The sequence below is a fragment of the Pseudomonas sp. 203-8 genome, from assembly GCF_020708595.1.
GTDB classification, from domain to species: Bacteria; Pseudomonadota; Gammaproteobacteria; order Pseudomonadales; family Pseudomonadaceae; genus Pseudomonas; species Pseudomonas aeruginosa.
This window is the reverse complement of sequence record NZ_JAJFDF010000008.1, coordinates 31,315-49,215: the sequence shown is the minus strand read 5'-3', so window position 1 is coordinate 49,215 and position 17,901 is coordinate 31,315. Positions and strand designations below refer to the sequence as shown.

14 protein-coding genes are annotated in these 17,901 nt (G+C 64.9%); 6 read left to right on the top strand and 8 right to left on the bottom strand.

Features of this window, described 5'->3' with window-relative positions; translation table 11 throughout:
* The first annotated feature begins 32 nt into the window (after positions 1-32).
* The gene (gene hacB / locus LJF27_RS19130; RefSeq protein WP_023117229.1) at positions 33-2,420 is read left to right on the top strand and encodes an N-acylhomoserine lactone acylase HacB; all 2,388 of its coding nucleotides are present in this window, start codon (positions 33-35) and stop codon (positions 2,418-2,420) included.
* Between the two features lie 177 nt (positions 2,421-2,597).
* Here hacB and LJF27_RS19125 read toward each other — a convergent pair whose 3' ends face one another.
* The 8 genes from LJF27_RS19125 to LJF27_RS19090 all read right to left on the bottom strand — a co-directional run bounded on the left by LJF27_RS19125 (position 2,598) and on the right by LJF27_RS19090 (position 11,903).
* On the bottom strand, positions 2,598-3,467 hold the full coding sequence (locus LJF27_RS19125; RefSeq protein ID WP_003084307.1) for an ABC transporter permease subunit: 870 nt from the start codon (positions 3,465-3,467) through the stop codon (positions 2,598-2,600).
* Positions 3,464-4,345, bottom strand: coding sequence for an ABC transporter permease subunit (locus LJF27_RS19120; protein WP_003121722.1), 882 nt, complete (start codon positions 4,343-4,345; stop codon positions 3,464-3,466). The genes LJF27_RS19125 and LJF27_RS19120 overlap by 4 nt, the downstream gene beginning before the upstream one ends.
* A gap of 26 nt (positions 4,346-4,371) precedes the next feature.
* Positions 4,372-5,526, bottom strand: coding sequence for a polyamine ABC transporter ATP-binding protein (gene potA, locus LJF27_RS19115; protein ID WP_003084303.1), 1,155 nt, complete (start codon positions 5,524-5,526; stop codon positions 4,372-4,374).
* Positions 5,527-5,580: 54 nt separating this feature from the next.
* Positions 5,581-6,678: a spermidine-binding protein SpuE gene (gene spuE / locus LJF27_RS19110; RefSeq protein WP_003084301.1), complete on the bottom strand. Its 1,098-nt coding sequence runs from the start codon at positions 6,676-6,678 to the stop codon at positions 5,581-5,583.
* Positions 6,679-7,096: 418 nt separating this feature from the next.
* Positions 7,097-8,200 (bottom strand): putrescine-binding protein SpuD, encoded by a 1,104-nt coding sequence (gene spuD, locus LJF27_RS19105; RefSeq protein ID WP_003084299.1) that lies wholly within the window; start codon positions 8,198-8,200, stop codon positions 7,097-7,099.
* 115 nt (positions 8,201-8,315) lie between these two features.
* On the bottom strand, positions 8,316-9,686 hold the full coding sequence (gene spuC / locus LJF27_RS19100) for a putrescine--pyruvate aminotransferase (protein WP_003084297.1): 1,371 nt from the start codon (positions 9,684-9,686) through the stop codon (positions 8,316-8,318).
* A gap of 65 nt (positions 9,687-9,751) precedes the next feature.
* Positions 9,752-11,110, bottom strand: a complete 1,359-nt coding sequence (locus tag LJF27_RS19095; protein ID WP_003084290.1) for a glutamine synthetase family protein — start codon at positions 11,108-11,110, stop codon at positions 9,752-9,754.
* Positions 11,111-11,150: 40 nt separating this feature from the next.
* Complete coding sequence (locus LJF27_RS19090; protein WP_023117230.1) at positions 11,151-11,903, bottom strand: gamma-glutamyl-gamma-aminobutyrate hydrolase family protein; 753 nt, start codon at positions 11,901-11,903, stop codon at positions 11,151-11,153.
* 278 nt (positions 11,904-12,181) lie between these two features.
* On the opposite strand from LJF27_RS19090, the gene LJF27_RS19085 reads away from it, so the two are divergent.
* From LJF27_RS19085 to aguA, 5 genes are all read left to right on the top strand, one after another.
* Positions 12,182-13,558, top strand: a complete 1,377-nt coding sequence (locus LJF27_RS19085) for a glutamine synthetase family protein (RefSeq protein ID WP_003112937.1) — start codon at positions 12,182-12,184, stop codon at positions 13,556-13,558.
* 255 nt (positions 13,559-13,813) lie between these two features.
* On the top strand, positions 13,814-14,875 hold the full coding sequence (locus tag LJF27_RS19080) for a polyamine ABC transporter substrate-binding protein (protein ID WP_003107781.1): 1,062 nt from the start codon (positions 13,814-13,816) through the stop codon (positions 14,873-14,875).
* A gap of 60 nt (positions 14,876-14,935) precedes the next feature.
* Positions 14,936-15,601 carry a TetR/AcrR family transcriptional regulator gene (locus LJF27_RS19075; protein WP_003107783.1) on the top strand — a complete coding sequence of 222 codons (666 nt, stop codon included), beginning with the start codon at positions 14,936-14,938 and terminating at the stop codon, positions 15,599-15,601.
* A 162-nt stretch (positions 15,602-15,763) separates the two neighbouring features.
* Entirely contained in the window at positions 15,764-16,642 is an 879-nt protein-coding gene (aguB, locus tag LJF27_RS19070; RefSeq protein ID WP_003111119.1) for an N-carbamoylputrescine amidase, read from the top strand.
* An 85-nt stretch (positions 16,643-16,727) separates the two neighbouring features.
* Positions 16,728-17,834, top strand: a complete 1,107-nt coding sequence (aguA, locus tag LJF27_RS19065) for an agmatine deiminase (RefSeq protein WP_003144947.1) — start codon at positions 16,728-16,730, stop codon at positions 17,832-17,834.
* Positions 17,835-17,901: the final 67 nt, after the last annotated feature.

The window sequence follows — 17,901 nt, the reverse complement described above, 5'->3', positions numbered from 1 at the left end:
ATGCTCGGCACTACAACAAGGAGAAAGGATCGATGAAACGCACCCTGACCGTGATCGCCGTGGCGGTCGCCGCCGCGGCTGCCGGCGGCGCCTGGTACCTCCATGCCAAGCAGCCGCTCCGCAACGGCTCGCTCGCCGTGGCCCACCTGCAGGCGCCGGTCGACGTGCGCTACGACGAGCGCGGGGTTCCGCACCTGTATGCGCAGAACCAGACCGACCTCTACCGCGCCCTCGGCTACGTGCACGCCCAGGACCGCCTGTTCCAGATGGAAATGCTGCGGCGCCTGGCGCGCGGCGAGCTGGCCGAAGTGCTCGGACCCAAGCTGGTGGATACCGACCGTCTGTTCCGCACCCTGCGCATCCGCGACCACGCCGCCGAATACAGCGCCCGCCAGGACAAGCAGTCGCAGCCCTGGAAAGTGCTGGAGGCCTACCTGGACGGGGTCAACCAGTTCCAGGAAAACAACCCGGCGCCGCTCGAATTCGATCTGCTGGGCATACCCAGGCGTCCCTTCACCCCCGAAGATACCCTGAGCATCGCCGGCTACATGGCCTACAGCTTCGCCGCCGCCTTCCGCACCGAGCCGGTGCTGACCTACATCCGCGACGAACTGGGCAGCGACTACCTGCGCATCTTCGATCTCGACTGGCATCCGCAGGGCGTGCTGACGCCCTCCGGCGCACTGGGCGCCGGCGACTGGAAGGACCTCGGCGCCCTCGCCCGTCTCAGCCAGCAGGCCCTGGAGGACGCCGGCCTGCCGCAGTTCGAGGGCAGCAACGCCTGGGTCGTCGCCGGCAGCCGCACCGCCAGCGGCAAGCCCCTGCTGGCCGGCGACCCGCATATCCGCTTCGCCGCGCCGGCGGTATGGTACGAGGCCCAGCTGAGCGCGCCCGGCTTCGAACTCTATGGCCACCACCAGGCGCTCAACCCCTTCGCCTCGCTGGGCCACAACCGTGCGTTCGGCTGGAGCCTGACGATGTTCCAGAACGACGACCTCGACCTGGTCGCCGAGAAGGTCAACCCGGACAACCCCAACCAGGTCTGGTACCAGGGCGAATGGGTCGACCTGCAGAGCGAGGAGCAGGAAATCGCGGTCAAGGGCGCTGCGCCGGTGAAGCTCACCCTGCGCCGCTCGCCCCACGGTCCGATCGTCAACGACGCGCTCGGCGCCAGCTCCGGCAAGACCCCGATCGCCATGTGGTGGGCTTTCCTCGAGACCGAGAACCCGGTGCTCGACGCCTTCTACCAGCTGAATCGCGCCGATACCCTGGCCAAGGCCCGCGCGGCGGCCTCGAAGATCCATTCGCCGGGACTCAACCTGGTCTGGGCCAACGCCGCCGGCGATATCGGCTGGTGGGCCTCGGCGGCCCTGCCGAAGCGGCCGGAGGGGGTGAACCCGAGCTTCATCCTCGACGGCAGCAAGGGCGAGGCGGACAAGTCCGGCTTCTATCCGTTCGCCGACAACCCACAGGAGGAAAACCCGGCGCGCGGCTATATCGTCTCCGCCAACTTCCAGCCGGTCCCGGCCAATGGCCGGCCGATTCCCGGCTACTACAACCTGGCGGACCGCGGCCAGTGGCTGGATACCCAACTGGCCGACCGCGGCACCAAATGGAACCTGGACAACAGCCGCGCGCTGCAACTCGGCAATCGCACCGGCTACGCGCCACGCCTGCTCGCACCCTTGCTGCCGGTCCTGCGCGAGGTGGTCGACGACGCCGAAGGCAAGCGCCTGGTCGAGCAACTGGCGGCCTGGAAGGGCGACTACCCGGTCGACTCGACCGCCGCCACGCTGTTCAACCAGTTGCTGTTCCAGATTGCCGAGGGCGCCTTGCACGACGAACTGGGCGATGCCTTCTTCGACAGCCTGATCGCCACCCGCGCCATCGACAGCGCGCTGCCTCGGCTGGCTGGCGACGCCGACTCGTCCTGGTGGGACGACCGCCGCACAGAACACCGGGAAACCCGCGCGGATATCGTCAGGACCGCCTGGAACGCCTCCCTCGCGCATCTGCGCAGCACCCTCGGCAACGACCCGTCCGGCTGGCTGTGGGGCAAGGCGCATACCCTGACCCACGAGCACGCCCTGGGCCAGCAGGCGCTGCTCAAGCGCCTTCTCAACGTCGGTCCGTTCGCCGCCCCCGGCACCCACGAGGTACCGAACAATCTGTCGGCGAAGATCGGCCCGGCCCCCTGGGCGGTCACCTACGGTCCATCGACCCGGCGCCTGGTGGACTTCGCCGACCCGACCCACAGCCTCGGCATCAACCCGGTCGGGCAGAGCGGCGTGCCCTTCGACGGCCACTACGACGACCAGGCCGAGGCCTACATCGAGGGCCACTACCTGCCGCAGCACTACGAGGAAAACGAGGTGAAGGCGAACAGCAAGGGCGTGCTGGTGCTGGAGCCGAAGCGCTGAGCCGGCCGGCGTGGGGTCGGGCGAGTAGCCGCATGGTGGTTGTCCGCCGGATACAACGGGCTATCGGCGGATAACGCCTCGGGCGTCGCCCTACGGAGCGTAGCCAGGCATTTCCCGCCACCGACGCGCCAATGAAAAAGGCCACCCGCAGGTGGCCTTTTCTTTTCGGCGGAGGGCTCAGGCCGGGGTCGGCGAGCCTTTCTGCCAGTCGGTCGCGGTCTCTTCCATCGCCTGCTGGATCGCCCGGCGACGCCGCTCCTCGGCCTGGCGGGTGAAGTACCAGGCGAAGAAGGTGAACAGCGAAACGCTCAGCAGGATCAGGCTGGCCACCGCGTTGATCTCCGGCTTCACGCCCAGGCGTACCGCCGAGAACACTTCCATCGGCAAGGTGGTCGAGCCGGGTCCGGAGACGAAGCTGGCCAGTACCAGGTCGTCCAGCGACAGGGCGAAGGACATCATGCCGCCCGCCGCCAGCGAGGGCGCGATCATCGGGATGGTGATCAGCAGGAACACCTTCCAGGGCTTGGCGCCCAGGTCCATCGCCGCTTCCTCGATCGACAGGTCGAGTTCACGCAGGCGCGCCGACACCACCACCGCCACGTAGGACGAGCAGAAGCTGGTGTGGGCGATCCAGATGGTCACGATACCCCGTTCCTGCGGCCAGCCGATCAGTTGCGCCATGGCCACGAACAACAGCAGCAGCGACAGGCCGGTGATCACTTCCGGCATCACCAGCGGCGCGGTGACCATGCCGCCGAACAGCGTACGACCGCGGAAGCGCGGGATGCGGGTGAGGACGAAGGCCGCCAGGGTGCCGAGGAGCACCGAGGAGAACGCCGTATAGAAGGCGATCTCCAGGGAGCGTCCGACCGAGCTGACCAGTTGGGTGTTGTCCAGCAGGCCGACGTACCACTTCACCGACCAGCCGCCCCACACCGTCACCAGCTTGGAGGCGTTGAACGAATAGATCACCAGGATCAGCATCGGCAGGTAGATGAAGAGCAGGCCGACGATCAGCATGACGTTGGAGAAATTCCAGCGCTTCATACCTTGCCCTCCAGTTCTTTGGCCTGGTTCTTGTTGAACAGGATGATCGGGATGATCAGGATCGCCAGCATCACCACCGCCAGGGCGGACGCCACCGGCCAGTCGCGGTTGTTGAAGAACTCCTGCCAGAGCACCTTGCCGATCATCAGGGTCTCGGGGCCGCCGAGCAGTTCCGGGATGACGAACTCGCCCACCGCCGGGATGAACACCAGCATGCAGCCGGCGATGATGCCGTTCTTCGACAGCGGCACGGTGATCTTCCAGAAGCTGGTGAAGTTACGCGCGCCCAGGTCGGAAGCGGCCTCCAGCAGGCTCGGGTCGTGCTTCACCAGGTTGGCGTAGAGCGGCAGGATCATGAACGGCAGGTAGGAATAGACGATGCCGATGTACACCGCGATGTTGGTATTGAGGATGGTCAGCGGCTCGCTGATGAGCCCCAGCCCCATCAGTACGCTGTTGAGCAGGCCGTTGTTGGAAAGGATGCCCATCCAGGCATAGACCCGGATCAGGATCGCCGTCCAGGTCGGCATCATGATCAGCAGCAGCAGGACGGTCTGCGAGGACTGGCTGGAGCGGGCGATGGCGTAGGCCATCGGGTAGCCCACCAGCAGGCAGATCAGGGTACTGATGAAGGCCATCTTCAGCGAGCCGAGGTAGGCATCGATGTAGAGCGGGTCATCGGTCAGCATCAGGTAGTTGCCGAGGTTGAGGAGCACCTGCAACTGCTGGTCCGCGTAGGCGAAGATCTCGGTGTAGGGCGGGATGGCCACGTCCGCTTCCGCCAGGCTGATCTTCAGCACGATGGCGAAGGGCAGCAGGAAGAACAGGAAGAGCCACAGGAACGGCACCCCGATGACCGCATGCCGCCCGGTGGGCATGCGCTTTTTCAGGCTGTTGGCGAATTTCATGACTGCAGTACCACGCCGCTGTCGTCGTACCAGCTGATGTACACCGACTGGTCCCAGGTCGGCCGGGCGACGTGGCGCTCGGCGTTGGCCATGAAGGCCTGGACGATCATCCCGGAGGCCAGCTTGATGTAGTACACCGAGTGGCCGCCAAGGTAGGCGATGTCGTAGACGGTGCCCTGGGCCCAGTTGTGCCCGGCGTGTTCCAGGTTGTCCGGCTTCTGCGCGCTGATCATCACTTTCTCCGGCCGCAGCGCGTAGGTGATGCGCTTGTCCTCGGCGCGGGTGCTGATGCCGTGGCCGATGTAGATCGGGTTCTCCAGCTGCGGGCAGGCGATCACCGCATGGTCCTGCACGTCCTCCACCAGCACGCCGTCGAACAGGTTGACGTTGCCGATGAACTCGCAGACCAGGCGGCTCGCCGGGGTCTCGTAGATGTCCATCGGGCTGCCGATCTGCTCGATGCAGCCCAGGTGCATGATGGCGATGCGCTGGGCCATGGTCATGGCCTCTTCCTGGTCGTGGGTCACCATCACGCAGGTCACGCCGACGCGCTCGATGATCTCCACCAGTTCCAGTTGCATCTGCGAGCGCAGCTTCTTGTCCAGCGCGCCCATCGGCTCGTCGAGTAGCAGCAGCTTCGGCCGCTTGGCCAGCGAACGGGCCAGGGCCACCCGCTGGCGCTGGCCGCCGGAGAGCTGGTGCGGCTTGCGCTTGGCGTACTGGGTCATGTGCACCAGCTTGAGCATCTCGGCCACGCGCTCGTCGATCTCGGCCTTGGGCAGGCCGTCCTGCTTGAGGCCGAAGGCGATGTTCTGCGCCACGCTCATGTGCGGGAACAGCGCATAGGACTGGAACATCATATTGATCGGCCGCTCGTAGGGCGGCAGGTCGGTGATGTCCTGGCCATCGAGGAAGATCCGCCCCTCGGTGGGCCGCTCGAAACCGGCGAGCATGCGCAACAGGGTGGATTTACCCGAACCGGAGCCGCCGAGCAGGGCGAAGATCTCGCCCTTGTTGATGGTCAGGGACACGGTGTCCACCGCCAGCGTCTCGTCGAACTGCTTGGTTACCCGGTCGATCTTTACCAGCACCTCTTTCGGCTGCTGGTTGCCCTCTAGGGCTTTCTTGTAGGCACCGGAGGCTATCGCCATTACCACAACTCCCAAGTCGTTGAGCCCGGTCACGCTACCGGGCGGAATTTGAACTTATTTGCCGGTCTTGATCCGGGTCCAGGTACGGGTCTGCAGGCGCAGCACCTTGGCCGGCAACACGGCGGAAACGTAGAGCTTGTCGAGCACGGCCTGCGGCGGATACACCTCCTCGCTGTCGCTGACGCTCTTGTCCATCAGCGGGCGGGCCCCCGGTATCGCGTTGGCGTAGCCGACGTAGTCGCTGACCTTGGCGATCACCTCCGGACGCAGCAGGTAGTCGATGAACGCGTAGGCGTTATCGGCGGCCTTGGCATCGGCGGGAATCGCCATCAGGTCGAACCACAGGTTGGCGCCTTCCTTGGGAATCACGTACTGGATGTCGATGCCCTTGCCGGCCTCTTCGGCGCGGGCAGCGGCCTGGAAGACGTCCCCGGAATAGCCGAAGGCGACGCAGATGTTGCCGTTGGCCAGGTCGGAGATGTACTTGGAGGAGTGGAAGTAGCTGACGTAGGGGCGAACCTTGGTCAGGACTTCCTCGGCCTTCTTGTAGTCCTTCGGGTCGTGGGTGTTGGGATCCAGCCCCAGGTAGTTGAGGGCGGCGGGCAGCATCTCGTCACCGCTGTCCATGAAGGCCACGCCGCACTTGGCGAGCTTCTTCATGTTCTCCGGCTCGAAGAGGATGGCCCAGGAGTCGATCGGCTGGTCACCGAGGACTTCCTTGACCTTGGCCACGTTGTAACCGATGCCGTTGGTGCCCCACAGGTAGGGAACCGCGTACTGGTTGCCCGGGTCGCTGACCTCCAGTTGCTTGAGCAGCGCCGGATCGAGGTTCTTCCAGTTCGGCAGCTTGCTCTTGTCCAGCTTCTGGAAGGCACCGGCCTGGATCTGCTTGCCGAGGAAGTTGTTCGACGGCACCACGATGTCATAGCCGGAGTGGCCGGAGACCAGCTTGCCCTCGAGGGTCTCGTTGGAGTCGAAGACGTCGTAGCTGACGTCGATCCCGCTCTCCTTGGTGAAGTCCTTGAGGGTGGTGGGAGCGATGTAATCGGTCCAGTTATAGATGTGCAGGCTCTTCTTCTCCGCCTGCACGGGGCCCGCGATCGCCGTAGCCAGAGCGGCTACCAGCAGTGTCTTGCCAATGGAATGTTGCATGTCCGACTCCTGTTCCGGGCCTTTTCACGGCAGCACCCTGCCTGTTCGACCCGTGTTCTTCAAGTGCCGATGTAAGCCCAGATCACTCGGGTTTCATGACAACCCGACGATTCCGCCGGGAAACATGAGTGAGCTGGGTTCCCTACCGGCGTGTTGGTTTCAGGTTTTCCGGGCCCTCGGCCCCGGTGCGAGCGACACGACCGGCCCCGGCGCGGCAGATTGGCGCAGCGCCCATGGCAGCGTCTTCGTCGTCGATACTGCGTCCGGTCGTCGGGCCCCCAGGAGGAAGCGTCTGGACGAACGGGCAAAAGAGTCGAACCTCTTCGCAGGGGAGCGTGGCCGGAGGAAACCCGGCCGCGTTCCGGTTCTCTCGTGCCGGAGCGCCGGCGGCTTCAGGCGCCGCCGGGCTCCTCGCGGATCACTTGCCGGACTTGATCTTGGTCCAGCTGCGGGTCATCGCCCGCTGGGTCTTGGCCGGCAGGTCGGGGAAGGTATACAGCTTCTTCATGACCTCTTCGCTCGGGTAGATGCCCGGGTCGTTGCGGATCGCCTCGGACACCAGCGGGGTGGCCGCCGCGTTGCCGTTGGGGAACTGAACCACGTCGGTGATCTCGGCCATGATTTCCGGCTTCATCAGGAAGTTGACGAAGGCCAGGGCGCCCTCGGTGTTCTCGGCGTCCTTCGGAATGGCGACCATGTCGAAGAAGCTGCCGGCGCCTTCCTTGGGAATGTTGTACTTGACGGTGACCTTGTTCTTCGCCTCTTCGGCGCGGGACTTGGCCTGGTAGATGTCGCCGGAGTAGCCGATGGCGACGCAGATGTTGCCGTTGGCCAGGTCGGAAATGTACTTCGACGAGTGGAAGTAGGTGACGTAGGGACGGATCTTCAGGAACAGCTCTTCGGCCGCCTTGAGTTCCTTGGGATTGTCGGTGTCCGGCTTGTAGCCGAGATAATGCAGGGCCGCCGGGAGGATCTCGGTCGGCGAGTCGAGGAAGCTGACGCCGCACTGCTTCAGCTTCTGGATGTTCTCCGGCTTGAATACCAGGTCCCAGGAATCCACCGGCGCGTTGTCGCCGAAGGCCGCCTTGACCTTGTCCGGGTTGTAGCCGATGCCGATGGTGCCCCACATGTAGGGAATCGCATGCTCGTTGCCCGGGTCGCTGACTTCCAGGGTGTGCATCAGGTCCTTGTTCAGGTTCTTCCAGTTCGGCAGCTTGGACTTGTCGAGTTTCTGGTAGACCCCGGCCTTGATCTGCTTGGCGAGGAAGGAGTTGGACGGCACCACCACGTCGTACCCGGACTTGCCCGCCAGCAACTTGGCTTCCAGCACTTCGTTGCTGTCGTAGACGTCGTAGACGACCTTGATCCCGGTTTCCTTGGTGAACTTCTCCAGGGTGTCCGGCGCGATGTAGTCGGACCAGTTGTACACGTGCAGCACCTTGTTGTCCGCAGCCTGCGCCATACCGGCCACAGAGCCCGCCAAGGTCAGGGCGAGCAGGGTCTTACCGAAACGTTTCATCATGCGGGGTAGCTCCATTTTTGTTGAAGTATCCGGGCGGTGGCGCAACCGATCGCGTCACCACCCGGTGAGCCTGGCCAACGCACTGGCGCAGTCTGGCAAAAGTCCGCTCAGGGACTCAAGCCAGGACGGCGGCGGCGGTCTGATCGAGGCACTTGCGCGCCAGGGTGATCAACTCATCGATCTGCGACGGATCGATCACCAGCGGCGGCGAGATAATCATAGTGTCGCCCACCGCGCGCATGATCAAACCGTTGCGGAAACAATGTTCCCGGCACAGCATCCCGACGCCCTTGTCGGTGAAACGCTCGCGGGTCTTCTTGTTCTTGACCAGCTCCAGGGCGGCGACCATGCCGACCCCGCGCGCTTCGCCCACCAACGGGTGGTCGGCCAGCTCCTGCCAGCGTTTCTGCAAATACGGTGCCGTTTCCGCCTTCACCTTCTCGATGATCTTCTCTTCGCGCAGGATGCGGATGTTCTCCAGGGCCACGGCGGCCGCCACCGGGTGACCGGAATAGGTGAAGCCGTGGTAGAACTCGCCGCCCTGGTTGAGCACTTCGACGATCTCGTCGCGCACCACCACCCCGCCCATGGGGATGTAGCCGGAGGTGAGGCCCTTGGCGATCGGCATCAGGTCCGGGGCGTTGCCGTAGTACTGGCTGCCGAACCACTCGCCGGTACGGCCGAAGCCGCAGATCACTTCGTCGGCGATGAACAGGATGTCGTACTTGGCGAGGATCTCGCGGATCTTCGGCCAGTAGGTGTCCGGCGGGACGATCACGCCGCCGGCGCCCTGGATCGGCTCGGCGATGAAGGCGGCGACGTTTTCCTCGCCCACTTCGAGAATCTTCTTCTCCAGCTGCTCGGCGGCCCAGACGCCGAACTCGTCCGGCGACATGTCGCCGCCCTCGCCGTACCAGTAGGGCTGGGCGATGTGGACGATGCCCGGGATGGGGAAATCACCCTGCTCATGCAACGCCTTCATGCCGCCCAGGCTGACGCCGGCGACGGTGGAGCCGTGGTAGCCGTTCCAGCGGCCGATCACCACTTTCTTCTGCGGCTGGCCCTTGGTCGCCCAATAGTGGCGGACCATACGCAGCACGGTGTCGTTGGCCTCGGAGCCGGAGCCGGTGAAGAACACGTGGTTCATGCCTTCCGGAGCGACGTCGGCGATCGCCTTGGCCAGCTCGACCACCGGCGGGTGGGCGGTCTGGAAGAACAGGTTGTAGAACGGCAACTCGCGCATCTGCCGGGTGGCGGCCTGGACCAGCTCCTCGCGGCCGTAGCCGACGTTGACGCACCAGAGGCCGGCCATCGCATCGAGGATCTTGTTGCCCTCGCTGTCCCAGATATAGACGCCTTCGGCCTTGGTGATGATCCGCGCGCCCTTCTCGTTCAACTGCTTGTAGTCGGTGAACGGCGGCAGATGGTGGTCGCGGCTCAACGCCTGCCACTCACGGGTCTTGGCGTTGGTGATTTGGCTGTTCATGTCACACCTCTTCTATTCAAGACTGTCCGGGAGCGGCGGACCACGCCGGCCGCCCCCGGTCAGGATCAAACGGAAAGCAGGAGGAATTCCCGCTCCCAGGAGCTGATTACCCGCTTGAAATTCTCGTGCTCCGCACGCTTCACCGCGACGTAGCCGCTGATGAACTTGCTGCCGAGATACTGCTCGAGGGGCTTGCAGTTCTCCATGCGCTCCAGCGCCGCTTCGATCGTCAGCGGCAGGCGCAGGTTGCGGCGTTCATAGCCGCGACCTTTGACCTGGGCGCTCGGCTTGATGCCTTCGACCATGCCGATGTAGCCGCACAGCAGGCTGGCAGCCAGCGCCAGGTAAGGGTTGGCGTCGGCGCCGGCGAGACGGTTCTCGACCCGGCGGTTCTCCGGGCTGGAGTCCGGCACGCGCAGGCCGACGGTACGGTTCTCTTCGCCCCACTCGACGTTCACCGGCGCCGAGGTATCGGGCAGGAAGCGGCGGAACGAGTTCACGTTGGGCGCGAACAGCGGCAGCACTTCCGGGATGAACTTCTGCAGGCCGCCGATATGGTGCAGGAACAGCTCGCTCATGGTGCCGTCGGCATTGGAGAAGATGTTCTTGCCGGTCTTCACGTCGACGATGCTCTGGTGCAGGTGCATCGCGCTGCCCGGCTCGCCGGTCATCGGCTTGGCCATGAAGGTCGCGGCGACGTTGTGCTTGAGCGCGGCCTCGCGCATGGTGCGCTTGAACACCAGGATCTGGTCGGCCAGGTCGAGGGCGTCGCCATGACGGAAGTTGATCTCCATCTGCGCGGTGCCTTCCTCGTGGATCAGCGTATCCAGGTCAAGGCCCTGGGCCTCGCACCAGTCGTACATGTCCTCGAACAGCGGGTCGAACTCGTTGGCGGCGTCGATGGAGAACGACTGACGCCCGGTTTCCTGGCGTCCGGAGCGGCCCACCGGGGCCTGCAACGGATAGTCGGGGTCGTCGCTGCGCTTGGTCAGGTAGAACTCCATCTCTGGCGCCACGATCGGCCGCCAGCCCTTGTCGGCATACATCTTCAACACGCGCTTGAGGATGTTGCGCGGCGACAGCTCGATGGGATTGCCGAGCTTGTCGAAGGTGTCGTGGATCACCATCGCGGTGGGCTCGATGGCCCAGGGGACGAGGAACACGGCATTCTCGTCCGGGCGGCAGACCATATCGATGTCGGCCGGGTCGAGCAGGTCGTAGTAAATGTCGTCTTCCACGTAGTCGCCGGTGACGGTCTGCAGCAGAACGCTCTCCGGCAGGCGCATGCCCTTTTCCGCGATGAATTTGTTGGTCGGCGAGATCTTGCCGCGGGCGATGCCTGTCAGATCGGAAATCAGGCATTCCACTTCGGTGATCTTGCGTTCCTTCAGCCAGCTGGTCAGCTGGTCTAACTTGGTAGTCATAAAGACCTCAGGGTTGAGAGTCCGGCCCCAACAGCCGGACTCAACGTTGCCCCGCCCTCTTGCTGCAGGCCTTACCGAAAGCCTGGAAGATAGCGAGATAGTTGGGGTTCGTCAGAACCTGCCACTCCGGGTGCCATTGCACACCAAGAGCGAAGGCTTTTGCACCTTCTACGGAGATGGCTTCGACCAACCCGTCAGGCGCCAGTGCTTCTACTCGAAGGCCCGGCGCCAGACGATCAACGCCCTGGCCATGGATGGAATTGACCTGGAACTCGCTCGGCAAGCCGATACCGGCGAGCACTCCGCCCGGCTGCACATGCATGGCATGGCGCGGCGCGTACTGAACCTCGAGCGGCTGGTCGGCCGGCTCGCGGTGGTCCATGAAGGTTCCGACCTCGTGCACCTTCTGGTGCAGGCTGCCGCCGAAAGCCACGTTCATTTCCTGGAAACCGCGGCAGATGCCGAGGACCGGAATGCCGGCGTCGATGGCGGCGCGGACCAGCGGCAACGTGGTGGCGTCGCGGTCGGAGTCGTGGAGGGTGCCGGGCTCGCTCGCCGGTCCACTATAATGACGGGGCTCGACGTTCGACGGCGAGCCAGTGAAGAGCAAGCCGTCGACGCTGTCCCGCAGGGCTGCCTGGTCGATCGACTCGCCCAGCGCAGGAATGATCAGCGGGAGACCGCCAGCGCCGTTGACGACGGCACGCAGATATTTGTCGCCGGCAATGTGGTAGGGATGAAGACCGATCTGCTTGGTGCAGGCGGTGACGCCGATTAACGGCAGGCGAGACATGAGACACCCGTTGTTTGTAGATGTTATGGGGTTTGGCCGAGCTTAGCGTTGTTCATTTTTTTACACAATAGGCCTGTAAAAAATTGAACACGCACTCCTGAACACCCTTCGACGCGAGGTTTTTTTCGGCTTTTCGTCCGGCGAAAATGCCCTGAAAACGGCCTCAACGCCCCACAAGAGGGCGTTTTTGGCGGCTATTGACATCCCACAGGCTTTCGGATTGACTCATAGCCTACCCCCCGCATGATTGAAATTTTTAACAAAAAAGGTGTTGCATCATGTCGGTACCCCAGCGTGCCGTTCAGCTCACTGAACCGAGCGAGTTCCTCAAGGAACATCCCGAGGTCCAGTTCGTCGACCTCCTTATTGCAGACATGAATGGCGTGGTTCGCGGCAAGCGGATCGAACGCAACAGTCTGAACAAAGTCTTCGAAAAAGGTATCAACCTTCCCGCTTCCCTGTTCGCCCTCGATATCACCGGCTCCACCGTAGAGAGTACCGGCCTGGGTCTCGACATCGGCGACGCCGACCGGATCTGCTACCCGATCCCCGGCACCCTCTCCATGGAACCCTGGCAGAAGCGACCGACCGCGCAACTGCTGATGACCATGCACGAACTGGAAGGCGAGCCGTTCTTCGCCGACCCCCGCGAAGTCCTGCGCCAGGTGGTGGCCAGGTTCACCGAGATGGAACTGACCATCGTCGCCGCCTTCGAGCTGGAGTTCTACCTGATCGACCAGGAGAACGTGAACGGCCGGCCGCAACCGCCGCGCTCGCCGATCTCCGGCAAACGTCCGCAGTCGGTGCAGGTGTACTCCATCGACGACCTCGACGAATACGTCGAGTGCCTCCAGGACATCATCGACGGCGCCCGCGCCCAGGGCATCCCGGCCGACGCCATCGTCGCCGAATCCGCACCGGCGCAGTTCGAGGTCAACCTCAACCACGTCAACGACGCCCTCAAGGCCTGCGACCACGCGGTGCTGCTCAAGCGCCTGGTCAAGAACATCGCCTACGACCACGAGATGGACACCACCTTCATGGCCAAGCCCTATCCGGGCCAGGCCGGGAACGGACTGCACGTGCATATCTCGCTGCTCGACAAGCATGGCAACAACATCTTCACCAGCGAGGATCCCGAGCAGAACGCCGCATTGCGCCATGCGATCGGCGGTGTGCTCGAGACCCTGCCGGCCTCCATGGCCTTCCTCTGCCCGAACGTCAACTCCTACCGCCGCTTCGGTTCGCAGTTCTACGTGCCGAACGCGCCGAGCTGGGGCCTGGACAACCGCACCGTGGCCCTGCGCGTGCCCACCGGCAGCCCGGACGCGGTACGCCTGGAACATCGGGTGGCCGGTGCCGACGCCAACCCCTACCTGCTACTGGCAGCGGTGCTGGCAGGCGTTCATCACGGGCTGACCAACAAGGTCGAGCCGGGCGCGCCGATCGAAGGCAACTCCTACGAGCAGATGGAGCCGAGCCTGCCGAACAACCTGCGCGACGCCCTGCGCGAGCTGGACGAAAGCGAGATCATGGCGAAGTACATCGACCCGAAGTACATCGACATCTTCGTCGCCTGCAAGGAAAGCGAGCTGGAGGAGTTCGAGCACTCGATCTCCGACCTCGAGTACAACTGGTACCTGCATACCGTCTGAGGTAGCGGTATCGGCGCGCCGGTCCTGGGCCGGCGCCGTACGCAGCGAAATCCGGGGCGGTTTCGCAGACACTCAACGCGGGGGCGTCTGTGTCTGGGAAACCGCCCCGGTCCTTTTCTCGGAACCGGGAAATGTGCGCCACGGCACAGCCTGCCGCCACGCCTCCCGCCAGACTCGATGCTGGCCTGCATCAATGCCTCTGCCGCCTGGCTCCGGCACCATCGTCCGCTCCGTTCCGTCCAGCGAGAAGATTCCATGCCCCGCCTTTCCGCCCTGCTGTTCCTCGCCCTCGCACCCTGGCTGGCCCAGGCCGAGGAGACCCTGCGCGTCTACAACTGGAACGACTACATCGACCCGCAGGTGCTCGAGTCGTTCCAGAAGGACACCGGCATCCGCGTCGAGTACCACACCTTCGCCACCGCCGAGGAACTGGACAAGGCGCTGCGCAGTGGCGAGGCGATCGACGTCGCCGTCCCCTCCCACGACACCCTGCCGGCCCTGCTGAAGGACAACCTGCTGCGGCCGCTGGACTTCACCCAGCTGCCCAACCGCAGCCATCTCGACCGTCAATTGCTGAGCAAACTGGCCGCGGTCGATCCTGACAATCGCCACGCCGTCCCCTATCTATGGGGTGCCGTAGGCCTGGCCATCAATACCCCGCAGGCCGAAGCCGCCTATGGCGGGCCGCTGCCCAACAGCTGGAGCCTGCTGTTCGACGCCAGCCAGAGCCAGCGCCTGAAAAGCTGCGGCATCAGCCTGCTGGACGCGCCGGACGAAACCCTGGCGATCCTCCTCAACTACCAGGGCCGCAACCTCGGTCGTACTGCGCCGAGCCAGGTACGCCGCGCCGCCGAGGCGCTGCACGGACTGCGACCGAACCTGCGCTACGTCGACAGCGAGCGCTACATCGCCGACCTCGAAGGCGGTCGCCTCTGCCTGGCCATGGCCTGGGTCGGCGACGCCCTGCGCGCGGCCAAGGCGGGCCAGCCGGTAAGTTTCGAGGTACCGCAGGAAGGCTCGGTGCTGTTCATCGACAACCTGGTGATCCCGGCCGGCGCCCAGCATCCACGCGAGGCGCACCGTTTCATCGACTACCTGATGCAACCGAAGATCGCCGCACAGATCACCGCCGCCACCCTCTACCCCAGCGGCAACGCCGACGCCGCCGGCTTCCTCGATCCCGCCCTGCGCCAGCAACCGGGCCTGTATCCGGACCGCGACACCAGCCGCCGCCTGTTCGCCCTGGAAACGCCGCCGGAAAAACTCCGGCCGGTGGTCGACGAGATCTGGAAGGCCTTCCGCGGCGCCAGCCACTGAGCGGCTTGCCCCGGTCGCGTGAGCTGGCGTCCAATAGCCGCTCACGCCCGGAGACCCGCCATGCAGCCCACCTCGTCCACCCGCAAGCCCCGCGCCAGCAGCCAGGCCCGGATCGCCGCGATCCTCGACGCCGCCCGCGGCCTGCTCGCCGACGAAGGCATCGGCGGCCTGACCATCTATAGCGTGGCCGAACGCGCGGAAATGCCGCCATCGTCGGTCTACCACTTCTTCCCCAGCGTGCCGGCCCTGCTCCAGGGGTTGACCGGCGAGGTCCACGCCGCCTTCCGCGCGTGCCTCGAACAGCCGGTGGACCATGCAGGCCTGCGCTGCTGGCGCGACCTGTCGCGGATCGTCGAGGAGCGCATGCTGGCGGTCTACGCCCGCGACGCGGCGGCCCGCCAACTGATTCTCGCCAGCCACGGCCTGGCCGAAGTCACCCAGGCCGATCGCCAGCATGACGTGCAACTCGGCCAGGCCATGCGCGCCCTGTTCGAGCGGCATTTCCTGCTGCCACCGCTGCCGACCGATATCGAGATCTTCAGCCTGGCCATGGAGCTAGGCGATCGCGTCTACGCATTGTCGGTCCAGCGTCACGGGATCATCGACGCACGCCTGGCGGAAGAAGGCATGCGGGTGTTCGACGCCTACCTGGGGCTCTACCTGCCGCCGATCCTGGAAAAGCGTAGCGAACCATTATCCGGATTTATATCCGATTTAAATCGATAGAAAATCCATAACACTCTCTTAAACCGCTTCACAGTCCGATTTTTATCGGATATAAATCCGCCCATCACTCGATCGGGCGCGACACCCCGTTCCCGCCCGCCCGACCCACAACCGGCCGCCGCCAAGCCCGGCAGCCATCCGAGCCAGCACACGAGGTGCTCCATGACCCGCAACGTCACCGTCGCCGCCACCCAGATGGCCTGCTCCTGGGATCGTCCGGCGAACATCGCCCGCGCCGAGAAACTGGTGCGCCAGGCCGCCGCCAGGGGTGCGCAGATCATCCTGATCCAGGAACTGTTCGAGACCCCCTACTTCTGCCAGAAGCCGAACCCGGACTACCTGCAGCTGGCCACCACGGTCGAGGAGAACGCCGCCATCGCCCACTTCCAGGCCCTCGCCCGGGAGTTGCAGGTGGTATTGCCGATCAGCTTCTTCGAACGCGCCGGGCGCGCCCGCTTCAACAGCATCGCGGTCATCGACGCCGATGGCGGCAACCTCGGGGTCTACCGCAAGAGCCACATCCCGGACGGCCCGGGCTACCACGAGAAGTACTACTTCAATCCGGGCGACACCGGCTTCAAGGTCTGGCAGACCCGCTACGCACGGATCGGCGTCGGTATCTGCTGGGACCAGTGGTTCCCCGAATCGGCGCGCAGCATGGCCTTGCTCGGCGCGGAACTCCTGTTCTACCCGACCGCCATCGGTAGCGAACCGCACGACGCCAGCATCAGCTCGCGCGATCACTGGCAGCGCGTGCAGCAAGGCCATGCCGGAGCCAACCTGATGCCGCTGGTGGCTTCCAACCGCATCGGCCGCGAGGAGCAGGATGGCTACGACATCACCTTCTATGGTTCTTCGTTCATCGCCGACCCGTTCGGCGAGAAAGTCGAGGAGCTGAACCGCACCGAGGAAGGTATCCTTGTCCACACCTTCGACCTCGATGCGCTGGAGCGCACCCGCAGCGCCTGGGGCGTGTTCCGCGACCGCCGGCCGAACCTCTACGGTCCGCTGAAGACCCTGGACGGTTCGCTGGAGTCCTGAGGCCTCGGGAAACGATCCGCGCGGGGACGCCCCGCGCATTCCGCGCCGGCGTCCGCCGCGCATAGCAACGATTTCAGGAGCAGCGATGAGCAACCCGACCAGCACCCCACGCGCCGACGGCTTCCGCATGCCCGCCGAATGGGAACCCCACGAGCAGACCTGGATGGTCTGGCCGGAACGCCCGGACAACTGGCGCAACGGCGGCAAGCCGGCCCAGGCGGCCTTCGCCGCGGTGGCCAAGGCCATCGCGCGCTTCGAGCCGGTCACCGTCTGCGCCAGCGCCGGGCAGTACGAGAACGCGCGCGCACGCCTCGACGACGGCAACATCCGCGTCGTGGAAATCAGCAGCGACGATGCCTGGGTCCGCGACACCGGCCCGACCTTCGTCATCGACGACAAGGGCGATGTACGCGGCGTCGACTGGGGCTTCAACGCCTGGGGCGGCTTCGAAGGCGGCCTGTACTTCCCCTGGCAGCGCGACGACCAGGTGGCACGCAAGATCCTCGAGATCGAACGGCGCGCCCGCTACCGCACCGACGACTTCGTCCTCGAGGGCGGCTCGATCCACGTCGACGGCGAAGGCACGCTGATCACCACCGAGGAATGCCTGCTCAACCACAACCGCAACCCGCACCTGAGCCAGGCGGAGATCGAGCGGACCCTGCGCGACTACCTTGCGGTGGAGAGCATCATCTGGCTGCCGAACGGCCTCTACAACGACGAGACCGACGGCCACGTCGACAACTTCTGCTGCTACGTGCGTCCCGGCGAGGTGCTGCTGGCCTGGACCGACGACCAGGACGACCCGAACTACCTGCGCTGCCAGGCCGCCCTCCGCGTGCTGGAAGAAAGCCGCGACGCCAAGGGACGCAAGCTGGTGGTACACAAGATGCCGATCCCCGGCCCGCTGTACGCGACCCAGGAAGAGTGCGACGGCGTGGATATCGTCGAGGGCAGCCAGCCGCGCGATCCCTCCATTCGCCTGGCCGGCTCCTACGTGAACTTCCTGATCGTCAACGGCGGCATCGTCGCGCCGAGCTTCGACGATCCCAAGGACGCCGAGGCCAGGGCGATCCTCCAGCGCGTGTTCCCCGAGCACGAGGTGGTGATGGTCCCGGGGCGCGAGATCCTCCTCGGCGGCGGCAACATCCATTGCATCACCCAGCAGCAACCGGCGCCGCGCAAGGCCTGACGGGCATCCCGCAGGGCGGATGGCCAGCCGCGGCGCTGTTCGCCCTGGCCGGCCCGGCACGCCGAGT

What these genes read in the sequence shown, in the direction of transcription:
- hacB (WP_023117229.1), top strand. Translation starts at nt 33, where the DNA reads ATGAAACGCACCCTGACCGTGATCGCCGTGGCGGTCGCCGCCGCGGCT.
- LJF27_RS19125 (WP_003084307.1), bottom strand. Translation starts at nt 3,467, where the DNA reads ATGAAGCGCTGGAATTTCTCCAACGTCATGCTGATCGTCGGCCTGCTC.
- LJF27_RS19120 (WP_003121722.1), bottom strand. Translation starts at nt 4,345, where the DNA reads ATGCCCACCGGGCGGCATGCGGTCATCGGGGTGCCGTTCCTGTGGCTC.
- potA (WP_003084303.1), bottom strand. Translation starts at nt 5,526, where the DNA reads ATGGCGATAGCCTCCGGTGCCTACAAGAAAGCCCTAGAGGGCAACCAG.
- spuE (WP_003084301.1), bottom strand. Translation starts at nt 6,678, where the DNA reads ATGCAACATTCCATTGGCAAGACACTGCTGGTAGCCGCTCTGGCTACG.
- spuD (WP_003084299.1), bottom strand. Translation starts at nt 8,200, where the DNA reads ATGATGAAACGTTTCGGTAAGACCCTGCTCGCCCTGACCTTGGCGGGC.
- spuC (WP_003084297.1), bottom strand. Translation starts at nt 9,686, where the DNA reads ATGAACAGCCAAATCACCAACGCCAAGACCCGTGAGTGGCAGGCGTTG.
- LJF27_RS19095 (WP_003084290.1), bottom strand. Translation starts at nt 11,110, where the DNA reads ATGACTACCAAGTTAGACCAGCTGACCAGCTGGCTGAAGGAACGCAAG.
- LJF27_RS19090 (WP_023117230.1), bottom strand. Translation starts at nt 11,903, where the DNA reads ATGTCTCGCCTGCCGTTAATCGGCGTCACCGCCTGCACCAAGCAGATC.
- LJF27_RS19085 (WP_003112937.1), top strand. Translation starts at nt 12,182, where the DNA reads ATGTCGGTACCCCAGCGTGCCGTTCAGCTCACTGAACCGAGCGAGTTC.
- LJF27_RS19080 (WP_003107781.1), top strand. Translation starts at nt 13,814, where the DNA reads ATGCCCCGCCTTTCCGCCCTGCTGTTCCTCGCCCTCGCACCCTGGCTG.
- LJF27_RS19075 (WP_003107783.1), top strand. Translation starts at nt 14,936, where the DNA reads ATGCAGCCCACCTCGTCCACCCGCAAGCCCCGCGCCAGCAGCCAGGCC.
- aguB (WP_003111119.1), top strand. Translation starts at nt 15,764, where the DNA reads ATGACCCGCAACGTCACCGTCGCCGCCACCCAGATGGCCTGCTCCTGG.
- aguA (WP_003144947.1), top strand. Translation starts at nt 16,728, where the DNA reads ATGAGCAACCCGACCAGCACCCCACGCGCCGACGGCTTCCGCATGCCC.